The organism is Pseudomonas yangonensis (assembly GCF_009932725.1).
Taxonomy (GTDB): Bacteria; Pseudomonadota; Gammaproteobacteria; order Pseudomonadales; family Pseudomonadaceae; genus Aquipseudomonas; species Aquipseudomonas yangonensis.
The window spans coordinates 134,809-148,091 of the sequence record NZ_BLJU01000001.1; the positions used below are offsets into that span (position 1 = coordinate 134,809).

Annotated in this window: 12 protein-coding genes and 1 pseudogene; 10 read left to right on the forward strand and 3 right to left on the reverse strand. The window is 64.5% G+C overall.

Annotated elements, in window-relative coordinates:
* Positions 1 to 57: 57 nt before the first annotated feature.
* From GYB81_RS00625 to GYB81_RS00650, 6 genes are all read left to right on the forward strand, one after another.
* A complete protein-coding gene (locus GYB81_RS00625; protein WP_161864841.1) occupies positions 58 to 207 on the forward strand; it encodes a DUF2474 domain-containing protein in 150 nt (49 codons plus the stop codon).
* A gap of 122 nt (positions 208 to 329) precedes the next feature.
* On the forward strand, positions 330 to 830 hold the full coding sequence (locus tag GYB81_RS00630; RefSeq protein WP_161864842.1) for an RNA polymerase sigma factor: 501 nt from the start codon (positions 330 to 332) through the stop codon (positions 828 to 830).
* On the forward strand, positions 820 to 1,740 hold the full coding sequence (locus tag GYB81_RS00635; protein WP_161864843.1) for a FecR family protein: 921 nt from the start codon (positions 820 to 822) through the stop codon (positions 1,738 to 1,740). The genes GYB81_RS00630 and GYB81_RS00635 overlap by 11 nt, the downstream gene beginning before the upstream one ends.
* Before the next feature lie 283 nt (positions 1,741 to 2,023).
* Positions 2,024 to 4,426: a TonB-dependent receptor gene (locus tag GYB81_RS00640; protein ID WP_161864844.1), complete on the forward strand. Its 2,403-nt coding sequence runs from the start codon at positions 2,024 to 2,026 to the stop codon at positions 4,424 to 4,426.
* Between the two features lie 105 nt (positions 4,427 to 4,531).
* A complete protein-coding gene (locus tag GYB81_RS00645; protein ID WP_161864845.1) occupies positions 4,532 to 5,974 on the forward strand; it encodes a TldD/PmbA family protein in 1,443 nt (480 codons plus the stop codon).
* Positions 5,974 to 7,293: a TldD/PmbA family protein gene (locus tag GYB81_RS00650; protein ID WP_161897702.1), complete on the forward strand. Its 1,320-nt coding sequence runs from the start codon at positions 5,974 to 5,976 to the stop codon at positions 7,291 to 7,293. Before GYB81_RS00645 ends, GYB81_RS00650 begins: the two co-directional genes overlap by 1 nt.
* 5 nt (positions 7,294 to 7,298) lie before the next feature.
* On the opposite strand, the gene GYB81_RS00655 is transcribed toward GYB81_RS00650, so the two are convergent.
* The gene (locus tag GYB81_RS00655) at positions 7,299 to 8,423 is read right to left on the reverse strand and encodes a methyltransferase (RefSeq protein ID WP_161864846.1); all 1,125 of its coding nucleotides are present in this window, start codon (positions 8,421 to 8,423) and stop codon (positions 7,299 to 7,301) included.
* A gap of 69 nt (positions 8,424 to 8,492) precedes the next feature.
* Here GYB81_RS00655 and GYB81_RS00660 point away from each other — a divergent pair, with 69 nt between their 5' ends.
* On the forward strand, positions 8,493 to 9,269 hold the full coding sequence (locus GYB81_RS00660) for a ferredoxin--NADP reductase (RefSeq protein WP_161864847.1): 777 nt from the start codon (positions 8,493 to 8,495) through the stop codon (positions 9,267 to 9,269).
* Here GYB81_RS00660 and GYB81_RS00665 read toward each other — a convergent pair whose 3' ends face one another.
* Positions 9,270 to 10,295, reverse strand: coding sequence for a CNNM domain-containing protein (locus tag GYB81_RS00665; RefSeq protein WP_161864848.1), 1,026 nt, complete (start codon positions 10,293 to 10,295; stop codon positions 9,270 to 9,272).
* Between the two features lie 198 nt (positions 10,296 to 10,493).
* Here GYB81_RS00665 and GYB81_RS00670 point away from each other — a divergent pair, with 198 nt between their 5' ends.
* The gene (locus GYB81_RS00670; RefSeq protein WP_161864849.1) at positions 10,494 to 10,736 is read left to right on the forward strand and encodes an HP1242/YdcH family protein; all 243 of its coding nucleotides are present in this window, start codon (positions 10,494 to 10,496) and stop codon (positions 10,734 to 10,736) included.
* A gap of 79 nt (positions 10,737 to 10,815) precedes the next feature.
* On the forward strand, positions 10,816 to 11,094 hold the full coding sequence (locus GYB81_RS00675; RefSeq protein WP_161864850.1) for an HP1242/YdcH family protein: 279 nt from the start codon (positions 10,816 to 10,818) through the stop codon (positions 11,092 to 11,094).
* Positions 11,095 to 11,187: 93 nt separating this feature from the next.
* Here GYB81_RS00675 and GYB81_RS00680 read toward each other — a convergent pair.
* Positions 11,188 to 11,681 (reverse strand): annotated as a pseudogene (locus tag GYB81_RS00680) (GNAT family N-acetyltransferase).
* Between the two features lie 92 nt (positions 11,682 to 11,773).
* On the opposite strand from GYB81_RS00680, the gene radA reads away from it, so the two are divergent.
* On the forward strand, positions 11,774 to 13,132 hold the full coding sequence (gene radA, locus GYB81_RS00685; RefSeq protein ID WP_161864852.1) for a DNA repair protein RadA: 1,359 nt from the start codon (positions 11,774 to 11,776) through the stop codon (positions 13,130 to 13,132).
* The last annotated feature ends 151 nt before the right edge of the window (positions 13,133 to 13,283 follow it).

A 13,283-nucleotide genomic window follows, 5' to 3' on the forward strand; every position in this document is an offset into this window, starting at 1 on the left:
TTGCGCCTTGCACGACTCTAGCTCGCGAGGTGCTGAACCAGCTTCGAAGGAGGCGATATGACCAAGGTCGGGCAAGAGAAGAAACCCCTGTGGCAGCGTCTGGGTTGGCTGGTGCTGATCTGGACGGCCAGCGTGCTGACGCTGGGCGCGGTGGCCTGGCTGCTGCGCCAGTTCATGAGCGCGGCGGGGCTCGGTACGCCGGGTTGAACCCTTCCGAGCCCGGTGCCGGGGTGAATCGACCAGAAGGACTGCGATCACTTGTCGGATATTTTTGAAAATCATTTCCAGTTGTAATATTTTCTCGGCCTTTCCGGCACCGAGAAGCGCCCGTGTCCCTGCCAGTCGATCCACAGCCGCCCGAAGAGCTGTTCCGACGCCATTCCGCGGAACTGTTGCGTTTCTTCACCCGACAGACACGCTGCAGCGAACTCGCCGCCGACCTGCGCCAGGAAACCTGGCTGCGCCTGCAAGGACGCCGGACCGATGAGATCGGCAACGTGCGCGCCTTTCTCTACCGCATCGCCCGCAACCTGCTCATCGACCACCACCGCCAGCAGCAGGTGCGCCCGCAGCTGGCGCCGCTCGACGAGGCGCTGGAAAGCGAACTGCCCGAACCCGAGCGCGCCACCGAGAACAGCCGCCGCCTGGCTCGTCTGCAGGCACTGATGCACGAACTGCCCGAGCATCTGCGCCAGGCGCTGGTGTGGAATCGCCTGGATGGCCTTACCCAGCGTGAGATTGGCGAGCGCCTTGGCGTCTCGGAAAGTATGGCCGGGCGCTATATCCTCAAGGCCCTCGAATATTGCCAGGAACGCATGGATGACAACTGAGGCGGATTTGCGCAGCCAGGCCCGGGAGTGGCTGGTGCTGCTGAACTCCGGAAGGGCCAGCGCGGCTGACCGCGCGGCAGCCGAACGCTGGCGCCATGCCAGCGCCGAGCATGCCAGGGCCCTGGCTGAAGTGGAGCGTCTGTGGGCGCTGCTCGGCCAGGTCGAGCGTCCTGCAGCCGGGGTGCGGGCCATGCCGCGTCGCGTGCGGCGCTGGCCGCTACCGCTGGCCACTGCGGCCTGCCTGCTGCTGGCGTTGTGGTTGGCGCCGCCTGGCTGGCATGCCGACGTGCGAACCGTGGCAGGCGAGGTTCGTGAAGTGAGGCTGGACGATGGCTCGCGGCTGCAGCTCAACGGCGCCACTGCCCTGGACTGGGACGCCAACGTCGATGGCCAGCGTCGCGTTCGCCTGTACCGCGGCCAGGTGGACTTCCAGATAGCGGCCGACGCGGCTCATCCCTTTGTGATCGAAGCCGGCGAAGCGCGCATCCGCGTTACCGGTACCCGCTTCGACGTCAACCTGCTGGGCGATCAGGTACTGCTCGCGGTGACCGAGGGGCATGTGCAGGTCAGCGATGTCGCCGGTAGCGAGCGGGCCGTGCAGGCCGGCGAGCAGATCGCCTGGCAGGACGGTCGCCTGCAGTCCCCGGAGCCGCTGGACAGCGCCAGGGCACTGGCCTGGCAACGCGGCCGCCTGGTGTTCCGTGACCGCCCGCTGCCCGAAGTGTTCGAGGAGCTGCAGCGCCAGCAGTCGCAGCAGGTGTTGTTCCTCGACGCGCAGGCGCGCGCGCTGAAGGTGACCGGGGTGTTCGCCCTGGACGATCCGCAGGCGGTTCTGCGCGCCATCGAGACCGCTCTGCCGGTCAAGCTGACCCGCTTGCCGGGGGTGCTGCTGGTTTCTTCCGAGGGCTGATGGGCGGCGGCTTGAAGGCGAACGCTGCTCACGGGATGCGGAAGGGCTGTTCGTGGCCGGAGCAAAAAGCTCGCGGACCTGTCCGCGAGGGTGAGTGAGAGCGGACTACCGTTGCCAGGCCAATCGATAGCCCGATGCCATCCGGGCTACATTTTCAGTAATGTCGTGCATCTCTTTGCAAAAATATCGCGCTCCAGGTTCAGGAATGCGAATCGCCTTCGTCTTCTGTTTCTGCAAATGCGACTTCTTCGCATGAATAGCCAGCAGAGCACAGGACATCCCCATGCGTTCGTTTCCCTTCCTCCCGACGTTGGTCGCGTTTTCCCTCGGTCTCGCGGCCGCTCAGGTACAGGCCGTCGAACTCGATATTCCGGCCCAGCCCCTGGATTCGGCGCTTACCGATTTCGCCGAACAGGCGGGCATTCGCCTGTTGTACGACGCCAACCTGACGCGCGGCGTAGGCGGCAGCAGCGCATTGAAGGGAGACTACTCCGTCAGTGACGCGCTGCAGCAGCTGCTGCAGGGCAGCGGCCTGAGCTTCAGCATCGGCGCCGATGGCACCGTCACGCTGATCCCGCGCCCTGCGGATGACGACGTGCTGGAGCTGGGTGCCACTACCGTCAGTGGCCAGGTCGACGGCCGCCGCGACCTGCCGAGTGAGTACGCCGGCGGCCAGGTGGCGCGCGGCGCCAACATCGGCCTGCTGGGCAACCAGGACATGCAGGACGTGCCCTTCGCCTTCTCCAGCTATACCAGCGAGCTGATCGAGACGCGTCAGGCACAGACCCTGGCCGATGTGCTGGCCAGCGACCCGGGCGTGCGTCAGTCCTACGGTTTCGGCAACTTCTCCCAGGTCTTCGTCGTGCGCGGCTTCCAGCTGTACAGCGACGATATCGCCTTCAACGGCCTGTACGGCATCCTGCCCCGGCAGATCATCTCCACCGAGTCGGTTGAGCGGGTCGAGGTGTTCAAGGGGGCCAATGCCTTTCTCAACGGCGTGTCGCCCAGTGGCAGCGGCGTCGGCGGGGCGATCAACGTGGTATCCAAGCGTGCCGAGGACACCCCGACGCGCAGTTTCACCCTGGATTACGCCAACGACAGCCGGGTGGGCGGGCACCTGGATCTTGGCCGGCGCTTCGGTGAGGACAACCGCTTCGGCGTGCGCCTGAACCTGGCGCAGCGTGAGGGCGAGACGGGGATCGATGACGAGCATTCGCGCTTCGGCCTGGCGAGCATGGCACTGGACTATCGTGGTGATCGCCTGCGCCTGGCGGCGGATCTCGGCTACCAGAAGCAGCGTGTGAACCAGGGCCGTTCGGTGGTGTATCTCACCACCAGCGGCGTCACCTCCACGCTCAACGGCAAGGTGCCGTCCGCGCCGGACGCCAGTCACAACTACGCGCAGCCCTGGAGCTGGTCGCAGCTGGAAGATACCTACGGCATGTTCAGCGCCGAGTATGACCTGTCGCCATCCTGGACCGCCTACCTCATCGGCGGCGGCAAATACACGCGGGAAAACGGAGTGTACGCCTCCAACTACGTGTACGGTGCCGATGGAGCCGCGCGCATCGGCCGCCTGTATTCGCCTCTGGATCAGGAAACCCTTAGCGTGGCCACTGGCCTGCGTGGCGATTTGCTGACCGGGCCGGTCAGCCACAAGCTCAACCTGGCGGCTAACGGCATCTGGCAGGAAAAGCGCAATGCCTTCGAGTCCACTACCGTTGACAATCGTGGCTACGGCAACCTTTACGAGGGCCTGCCCGTACCCGTGCCGACGGCCAGCCCGCCCTCCGGCGACCTGCATGATCCGGATACCACTGCCAAGGTACAGAACAAAAGCCTGGCCGTGTCCGATACCCTGGGCTTCTACGATGATCGTGTCCTGCTGACCTTGGGCGTCCGGCGCCAAACCATCGGCGCTGATGCCTGGAGCGCGGCCAATGGCAGCCGCACTTCCAACTATCAGGAGAGCATCACCACACCGGCTTACGGCCTGGTGATCAAGCCCACCGAGTATTTGTCGCTCTATGCCAACCGCGTGGAATCGCTGCAGCAGGGACCGACCGCGCCCAACGCCGCGAACAACCGCGGGACGATGTTCGCGCCTTATCGCTCCAAGCAGACCGAGCTGGGGATGAAACTGGACTGGGGACGCTTTGGCGGCAACCTGAGCGTCTTTCGCATCGAACAGCCGCAAGGCGTGATCGATGGTAACGGCAACTACGGCGTGGATGCCGAGCAGCGCAACCGCGGCGTCGAGCTGAGCCTGTTCGGTGAGCCGCTCGGTGGCCTGCGCCTGTTGGGTGGGGCGACCTGGACCGAGGCTGAGCTACGCGGCACTGCAGGCGGCACCAATGATGGCAACCAGGCCGTCGGGGTTCCGGAATTCCAGTTCAACCTCTCTGCCGACTGGGACGTGCCGGGCGTGCCCGGTCTGAGCCTCAATGGTCTGTTGCTGCGCACCGGAGGCCAGTTCGTCGATGCCGGCAACGACTACAGCATTCCCGCCTGGACCCGCGTTGACCTGGGCGCCCGCTACAAGACCCGAATGGACGAGCGCGCGCTGACCCTCAACGCGGTGGTGGAGAACGTCGCCGACGAGAACTACTGGGCGTCGGCCAACGGCGGTTACCTGACCCAGGGCGCGCCACGTACCTTCAAGGTCTCGGCGACGGTGGATTTCTAAGGCGCCTGCCACACCGCATAAGATGCCTGCGCTCGCACGGGGCGGTTGATCCCGTTGGACGATTGTTTCCATACTGCCTCCTTTGCCGCATGCCGAGGAGGCTCGATGTTCGCCCTCAGCGACACCCTGGAGCGGCGCTTTGCCGCGCTGAAAACCACCGCCGATTTCTGGTCGCTGCGCCATGTGCAGGAAAGCCGGGAATCCTACTGGGTGCGCCGACGGGTCGCGCAGGCACCGTCCTTCGTCGATGATGGCGGCGCCATGCTTAGCGTGCGCATTGCCGGCGTCGAGGCCTACGCGGCCACCTGCGACATCAGCCAGGCCGGTCTGCAGGCGGCGCTGCAGCGGGCCGAGCAGATGGCCCGAAGCCTGGCCGGTCATAACCTGCTGGATCTCGGCAGCCTACCGCAACCAGCCGAGCAGAACGATGACGTGATGCCGGGTTACGATCAGCCGCAGGATGGTGTCGCGCACTGGTACGAGCTGCTGATGGCGGAATCGGCGCTGATTCCCCGCGATGCCCGCCTGATCGACAGCCATGTCGGGCTGACCTTCACCGCTCACGAGCAGATCTATCTCAACAGTGCCGGCGCGCGCCTGCGTCGTGCTCAGCGTTATGTCTTCCCCCAGGTCGGCGTGACCGCCAGCGACGAGCGCGACAGCCAGAGCCGCAGCTTCGGTGGCAGCCATCTGGCGCGCCAGGGGGGCGCCGAGGTGCTCGATCAGCTGGGCGTGATCGGCAGTGCGACGCGCATCGCCGATGAGGCGTTGCAGCTGCTGCTGGCACCGAACACGCCGAACGACTCGCGCGACCTGCTGCTGATGCCCGACCAGATGATCCTGCAGATTCACGAGTCCATCGGTCATCCGCTGGAGCTGGACCGCATCCTCGGTGACGAGCGCAACTTCGCCGGCACCAGCTTTATTCGCCAGGAAGATTTCGGTCACTACCGCTACGGTTCGCCGCTACTCAACGTCAGTTTCGATCCGGACGTGCCGGGAGAGCTGTCCAGCTATCGTCATGATGACGATGGCACGCCGGCCGGGCGCCAGTTGCTGATCCGTGACGGCATTCTCCAGCGTCCGCTGGGCGGCGCGCTGTCGCAGTGGCGCAGCGGTTTGCCGGGAGTCGCCAACAGCCGCGCCTGCAGCTGGAACCGGCCGCCGATCGATCGTATGGCCAACCTCAATCTGGAACCGGGCGACAAGACCCTTGCCGCGCTGATCGGTGGCATCGAGCGCGGCATTTTGATGAGCAACAACCGCTCCTGGTCGATCGACGATGCGCGCAACAAGTTCCAGTTCGGCTGCGAGTGGGGCCAGTTGATCGAGAACGGCGAACTCAAGGGTGTGGTGAAGAACCCCAACTACCGCGGCATCAGCTCGCGCTTCTGGCGCAACCTGCGTGCGGTGGGCGACGCCAGTACCTTCGAGATACTCGGCACGCCCTACTGCGGCAAGGGCGAACCCAATCAGGTGATCCGCGTCGGGCATGCCTCTCCCGCCTGCGTATTCGCCGATATCGACGTTTTCGGAGGGGCCGCCTGATGGAAGCACGTCAGCATTTCAGCCAGCTGCTGGCGCAGTTGCAGGAGCAGGTCGGTGGCGAGGAAGGCTTCACCCTGGCCTATGCCGCCGAGGACTCAAGCTTCATTCGTTTCAATCACGGGCAGGTGCGCCAGGCGGGGCAGGTGCAGCAGGTGTACGTCACGCTGGCGCTGTATCAGGGGCAGCGTCATGCCGAAAGCAGACTGGCGCTCAGCGGTGTGCTAGACGAGGATGCGCCCCGTCTGCAGCAAGCTCTGCAGCGACTGCGAGCGGTACTGCCCACCCTGAGCGACGATCCTTATCTGCGCCTGAATCGTGAAGCCTGGCGCAATGACGTTACTGCGTCCGCCGCGCCGCTGGATAGTGCGGCCATGGCGGCGCAGGTCGTCCGTGCTGCCAGCGGTCTGGATCTGGTCGGCTTTCTTGCCGTCGGGCCGCAATACCAGGGCTTCGCCAGTTCCTGGGGCGCGTTCGGCTGGTACGCCGCGAGCAGTTTCAACCTCGAATTCAGCCTGTTCCACGACAATGGCCAGGCGGTGAAAAGCGCCTATGCCGGTGAGCAGTGGGACGCTCAGGCCTTCGCCCGCAAGCTCGAGGACGCGCGGCAGCAACTGGCGTATCTCGGCCGCCCGGCCAAGGCATTGCAGCCCGGGGCTTATCGTGCCTACCTGGCGCCGGCGGCGCTGGAGGAGCTGATCAGCCTGTGCTGCTGGGGCTTCGGCGCGCAGGCGCTGGCCTCGGGCGGCAGCCCACTGCAGCGCCTGTACAACGGCAAGGCCGAGCTCAGTTCGCGGGTGACCATGGAAGAGCGTATCGAGGGTGGCCTGGCACCGGCATTCACGCCTGAAGGGCCACGCCAGCCGCTGCGCCTGATCAGCCAGGGGCGGCCCGTCGAGCGCCTGGTCAGCTCGCGCAGCGCCGCCGAGTACGGTCTGCTCGCCAATGGCGCCTGCCGAGGCGAATACCCGCTGTCCCTGCGCATGCAGGGTGGCGACCTGGACGAGCAGGACGTTCTGCAGCGTCTGGGTAACGGCCTGTATATCGGCAACCTGTGGTACGGGAATTTTTCCGATCTGCCGGCCGCTCGTCTGACCGGCATGACCCGCTTCGCCACCTTCTGGGTCGAGGACGGGCAGATCCAGGCACCGGTCACCACCATGCGCTTCGACGACTCGCTGTTCGATGTGCTCGGCGCGCAGCTCGAAGCCCTGACCCGAGAGCCCGAGCTGCTGCTGCCCGGCGGCACCTACGGCGCCCGGCAGACCGGCTCGATGGCGCTGCCGGGAGCCTTGCTCTCGCGCTTTACCCTGACCTTGTAGGTGGCTTACTTGCTCGCCTTCAGCACCACGAACTTGGGGTTGGCCGCCACCTGCTCGACACCGCGGAACAGGCGCGCCAGCTTGGCGTGATAGCCCAGGTGGCGGTTGCCGACTATCCACAGTTCGCCGCCGGTCACCAGCGCCGCACGGGCTTGCTGGAACATGCGCCAGGCGAGAAAGTCGCCGACTACCTGCTGCTGGTGGAACGGCGGGTTGCACAACACCAGGTCCAGCGAGCCAGCCGGCTGCTCCGCCAGGCCGTCGCCGGCACGGATGGTCACCGGCCGATCACCGAGGGCCGCGCGCCAGTTTTCCTGCGCCGACTGCACGGCCATGTACGACTCGTCGACCAGGGTCAGCTGCGCCTGCGGGCTATTCATGGCATAGGCGATGCCGAGCACGCCATTGCCGCAACCCAGATCGGCGACGCGGCGCGCGTCGAGGTGCCGCGGCAGGTGTGGCAGAAAGGCACGGGTGCCGATGTCCAGACCGTCGCGGCAGAACACGTTGGCGTGGTTGATCAGCTCCAGGGCCGGTTTGTCCAGACGGTAGCGGCTCGGGTAGGGCGAGCCCGGCACGGCCTTGTTCTCCGGCGCGCTCATCAGCAGGCGCGCCTTTTTCACCGCCAGTGAAGCCTGCACGGGGCCGATGTATTTTTCCAACAGATCACCCGCCGCACGCGGCAGATGCTTGACCATAGCCGCGGCCACCACGCGGGCGTTCGGCGCCAGCTGGCCATGCAGGCGAATCAGTTGCTCCTCCAGCAGCGCCAGGGTCTTGGGTACGCGGATCAGCACCCAGTCGAACGGACCCAGCGGTGTTTCGCTGCTCGGCACAAAGGACACTGCATCGCTACCCAAACCATTGGCGGCGAGGTTCTTCTGCAGGGCGAGAAACCCCAGGTGCGAATCGCTGCTGCTGGTCACCCGGCAACGCCCGGCCAGCGAACAGGCGAGGGCGCCGAAACTGTCGTTGAGCAGCAGTACCGAATCCTTGGCCTGCAGGCCGTGCTCATGCAGATGGTTGAGCAGATACTCGTCCGCGGCGTCGAACGCTTGCAGAGGCTCGTTCGCCTGATGCGGTTGGCGCAGCAGCTCGAGGCTGGCGAAGGGCGTCGTGAAAATAGGCATGGAAACCGTCGGTGTTTGCCGGCCGCACAATGCGCGACACTGGCAGCAGATTCGAACAAGGGGACGATTATGACCGTCAGCGAAGACAAGTTCACCCGTCAGACGCTGCTCGAGGTGCACAGCCTGACGCCGAGCCTGTTTACCTTGCGTACCACCCGGGATGCAGGCTTTCGTTTTCGCGCCGGGCAGTTCGTCCGGCTGGGCGTGGAAAAGGCCGACGGCAGTCTGGTCTGGCGCGCCTATTCGCTGGTCTGCGCGCCGCATGACGAGTTTCTCGAGTTCTTCTCCATCGTGGTACCGGGCGGCGAGTTCACCAGTGAGCTGAGCCGCTTGCGTGTCGGTGACAGCCTGCTGGTGGAAAAAATGGCGACCGGCTACCTGACCCTGGATCGCTTCGTCGATGGCCGCGACCTGTGGCTGCTGGGCAGTGGCACGGGCATCGCGCCATTCCTGTCGATGCTGCAGGATTTCGAGGTCTGGCAACGCTTCGAGCGCATCGTACTGGTGTACAGCGCCCGGACCTGCGCCGAGCTGGCCTATCAACCGCTGATCAGGGGGCTTGGTCAGCTGGAACATCTGGCCGGGCTCGCCGACAGGCTCACCTACCTGCCGGTGGTCACCCGCGAGCAGGCGCCGGGCTGTCTCAATGCGCGCATCACCGAGCTACTTGATAACGGCGAACTGGAGCGCGCCGCCGGACTCAAGCTGACGCCCGAACATTCACGGGTGATGATCTGCGGTAACCCGCAGATGATCGACGACATTCGCCAGCGTCTGAAGGCGCGCGGTCTGAACCTGAGCCTGACCCGCAGGCCGGGTCAGGTGGCGGTGGAAAACTACTGGTAATCAGACTTCGCGGATCGATTTGATCCGATGCTCCCAGCGGCGCTTGGCGAAGCGGCGCATGTTGGGGATGTCGTCGGTCTCGTCGAGGATCGGCTTGCCAATGATGGTTTCCATGATGTCTTCCAGCGTTACCAGGCCGCGCCAGCTACCGAACTCGTCGTACACCAGGCACATGTGCTGACGCTCCTGCATCAGCAGGGTCATCAGGTTTTCCACGTTCATGCTGTCCGGCACGACTTTCAGCGGCTTCATGATCCGGGTGATCGGCTCGGCATCGTTCTCGGCGGCCAGGGCGTCGTAGCGGAACACCACGCCCAGCGGCGCTTCGTCTTCACCGATGACCGGGTAGCGGGAAAACTGGCTTTCCCTGGCGCGCGACTTGAACGCGGCGATCGATTCATCCGGCGCGGCCGACTCGCAGACGATGCGCGGGGTCATGATGTCGCGCAGACGAATTTCATGCAGGTCGAGAATGTTACCGATGACCCGCTGTTCGTCTTCGTCGAGCTTGCCCACTTCGCGGCCGAGCAGGGTCAGCGCCTTGATCTCCTGGCGAATGTCATGCTCCGGCTCCTTGCCGCCGAACAGGCGCATGATCAGGTCCGAGAGCACGATGAACGGTTTGAGCAGCAGGATCATTGCCCGCAGCAGGCCCGGCAGAAATGGCGCCAGGGCGCGCCAGTAACGGGCACCGATGGTCTTCGGCAAAATTTCCGAAAGGACCAGAATCAGCAGCGTCATGACCGCCGAGGCGATACCCAGATAACCGTCGCCGAAGACGATGGCGACCTGCGCGCCGACACCGGTCGCACCGACGGTATGCGCCACTGTATTGAGGGTCAGGATGGCCGCCAGTGGCTGATCGATCTTGTCTTTGAGTGCTTTCAGCCTTTCGTACAGCTGGGGCTTTGCAACCTTCTGCTGGGCGATGTAACTGGGCGTGAGGGAAAGCAGAGCGGCTTCGAGGATGGAGCAGATGAACGAAACCAGAATGGAGAGGACAGCGAACGCTATCAGGAGTGTCATTTAGGGGGGTAAGTGGCCAAGGGGCGCTTAATCTAGCCGAAATGCAGAGAAAAATGCAGGAAAGCTGCAACATTTGTTTTCGCCGTGCAGGTTCATGCTGCTACGGTTCGCGGAAGTTTGGTGCTTGGCACCGCTCGATCACTGCACGCAGCCCAGCTTCGGCTAGGCTGTGAAAGGTATCCTTGGGGAGAATATCTCATGCCGCTTGAACATCACCCGCTCAATCGAGAATTTCCGCAGCATCACGATGCGCTGCGCAAGCTGATGCAGAGCGATGCGCGTTTCGCCAGTCTGGCTGCCGAGTACGAGGCGCTGGACAAACGCATCTACGAGATAGAGGACGGCCGTTCGGCGACCGATGACCTGACATTACAGGGGCTAAAACTGCAGCGTGTGGGACTCAAGGACGAGATAGCCGGTCTGCTGCACGGGGCTACCTGAATCGGGTTTGATCGGGGTCAAGGGATAGGCGCTGGAGACGGGCTAGCCTGCGCACAACACCTTGAACAGGAGCTGCGCCATGCACGTCGATCATCACTCGCTTGTCCACGATTTTTCCGAAGACCGCGCAGCCCTGCAGCGCCTGCGCCAGGAAGATGCACTGTTCGCCCGTCAGGCTGAGGAGTACGAGGCCCTGGACAAGCGTATCTGCCGCATCGAAGACGGTATCGAGCTGCTCGACGATGTCTCGCTGCAGGCGCTGAAGCTCAACCGCGTCGCCCTCAAGGACGAGCTGGCGCGACAGCTCAAGCGCGCAAGTGGGCAGTGCTGCGGTTGCGGCAACGGCTGCGGAGGCTGACGGAAAACCTTCCGAAGCGCCTTCAGCCGCCAATCTCGCTGCACAGCTGTTCGTGGCTGAAGCCACTCCTACGCCATTGCGGGGCGACCCGCTTCAATGCACGGGCGGGTTGATCAGGTAGGTGAGCAACCCGTCCGCCTCTTCTTCCGTCCATACCGCGCGCACCGGTCTGGGCCACTCGCTCAGAAGCTGCTGCCAGAAGGCACACGCCAGCTCATCCTGACGGTAGTAGCGCAGCAGCCACGGGCTGCCATCGCCCATCACTTGTTGCACCAGCGCTCGGCCGATGCCGTGGCGGCGATACTTCTTCAAAATGAACAGGTCGGCGAACTCAAATGCCTCGATACCCGGCAGTTCGCTGCGCTCGATCAGCAGAAAACCGGCAATGAAGCCATCGGCAAGGATCAGTTGCGGCTCCAGCCCGGCTCCTGCCAGTAACGCTGCAGGTGCGGCTGGTGAACGTAGAAGCGGCCATCCGTCTCCACGTCCTCCTGCTCCCAGTCGGAGCTTTCGTAGGCATAGAACTGGTAGAGGTTGGCCAGCAGCGGTAGCTGTTCGGCACTGGTTGGCAGCAGCTGGATCTGCATGAGCGCGTTCCGGGCGAAGAGGGCGTGGTCTGTAAATCTATCCAGTTGTTCGGTATCGTTCCAGCCTTCGTTCAGCGGCAGGATCGATCGCAATGGCCAAGGCAAAACGCATGTACGGCTGCACCGAGTGTGGCGCCACCTTTCCCAAGTGGGCAGGGCAGTGCGGTGAGTGCGGCGCCTGGAATACCCTGGTGGAAACCGTGGTCGAGGGCGCCACGCCCAGCGGGCGCACCGGTTGGGCCGGCGACAAGGCCAATATCAGAACCCTGGCCGAGGTCAGCGTCGAGGAAATTCCGCGTTTCTCCACCGCCTCCAGCGAGCTGGATCGGGTGCTTGGCGGAGGCCTGGTGGATGGTTCGGTGGTGTTGATCGGCGGCGATCCCGGTATCGGCAAGTCGACCATCCTGCTGCAGACCCTGTGCAACATCGCCCAGCGCTTCCCGGCGCTGTACGTCACCGGTGAGGAGTCGCAGCAGCAGGTGGCCATGCGCGCAAGGCGCCTGGACCTGCCGCAGGACAAGCTGAAGGTGATGACCGAGACCTGCATCGAGTCGATCATCGCCACCGCGCGCCAGGAAAAGCCCAAGGTCATGGTCATCGACTCGATCCAGACCATCTTCACCGAACAGTTGCAGTCGGCACCGGGCGGCGTGGCCCAGGTACGCGAGAGCGCGGCGCTGCTGGTGCGCTTCGCCAAGCAGAGCGGCACGGCGATCTTCCTCGTCGGCCACGTGACCAAGGAGGGCGCGTTGGCCGGCCCGCGCGTGCTGGAGCACATGGTCGATACCGTGCTGTATTTCGAGGGCGAATCCGACGGTCGTCTGCGTCTCTTGCGCGCCGTGAAGAACCGCTTCGGCGCGGTCAACGAACTGGGCGTGTTCGGCATGACCGACAAGGGCCTCAAGGAGGTTTCCAACCCCTCGGCGATCTTCCTCACCCGTGCCCAGGAGGCAGTGCCCGGCAGCGTCGTGATGGCCACCTGGGAGGGCTCGCGACCGATGCTGGTGGAAGTGCAGGCGCTGGTCGATACCAGCCACCTGGGCAACCCGCGGCGCGTGACTCTGGGCCTGGATCAGAACCGCCTGGCCATGCTGCTGGCGGTGCTGCACCGCCACGGTGGTATCCCGACCTATGATCAGGACGTGTTTCTCAACGTCGTCGGCGGGGTGAAGGTACTGGAGACGGCCTCCGATCTGGCGCTGATGGCGGCGGTGATTTCCAGCCTGCGCAACCGGCCGCTGCAGCATGATCTGCTGGTGTTCGGCGAGATCGGCCTGTCCGGTGAGATCCGCCCGGTGCCGAGCGGCCAGGAGCGTCTGAAGGAGGCGGCCAAGCACGGCTTCAAGCGCGCCATCGTGCCAAAGGGTAATGCGCCCAAGGAAGCGCCGGCTGGGCTGCAGATCGTTGCGGTCACACGTCTTGAACAGGCGCTGGATGCGCTGTTCGAATAGGGGAGGGCGCCGCCGGATGCAGTCCGGCGCTTGTGCGGTGCGGTTCATCCCGGATTCATCGGGCTACCGGACTGCGGCGTTCTGTCGCCAACGGGGCCTGGCGAAAACTGACGCAGATCAACAGGTAGCTGGCTATCGGCGAGCAGCATGA

Bases quoted from the DNA above. Each gene is read 5' to 3' on its own strand.
- radA (WP_161864852.1), top strand. From the start codon at position 11,774: ATGGCCAAGGCAAAACGCATGTACGGCTGCACCGAGTGTGGCGCCACC.
- GYB81_RS00670 (WP_161864849.1), top strand. From the start codon at position 10,494: ATGCCGCTTGAACATCACCCGCTCAATCGAGAATTTCCGCAGCATCAC.
- GYB81_RS00655 (WP_161864846.1), bottom strand. From the start codon at position 8,423: ATGCCTATTTTCACGACGCCCTTCGCCAGCCTCGAGCTGCTGCGCCAA.
- GYB81_RS00675 (WP_161864850.1), top strand. From the start codon at position 10,816: ATGCACGTCGATCATCACTCGCTTGTCCACGATTTTTCCGAAGACCGC.
- GYB81_RS00665 (WP_161864848.1), bottom strand. From the start codon at position 10,295: ATGACACTCCTGATAGCGTTCGCTGTCCTCTCCATTCTGGTTTCGTTC.
- GYB81_RS00645 (WP_161864845.1), top strand. From the start codon at position 4,532: ATGTTCGCCCTCAGCGACACCCTGGAGCGGCGCTTTGCCGCGCTGAAA.
- GYB81_RS00660 (WP_161864847.1), top strand. From the start codon at position 8,493: ATGACCGTCAGCGAAGACAAGTTCACCCGTCAGACGCTGCTCGAGGTG.
- GYB81_RS00635 (WP_161864843.1), top strand. From the start codon at position 820: ATGACAACTGAGGCGGATTTGCGCAGCCAGGCCCGGGAGTGGCTGGTG.
- GYB81_RS00640 (WP_161864844.1), top strand. From the start codon at position 2,024: ATGCGTTCGTTTCCCTTCCTCCCGACGTTGGTCGCGTTTTCCCTCGGT.
- GYB81_RS00625 (WP_161864841.1), top strand. From the start codon at position 58: ATGACCAAGGTCGGGCAAGAGAAGAAACCCCTGTGGCAGCGTCTGGGT.
- GYB81_RS00650 (WP_161897702.1), top strand. From the start codon at position 5,974: ATGGAAGCACGTCAGCATTTCAGCCAGCTGCTGGCGCAGTTGCAGGAG.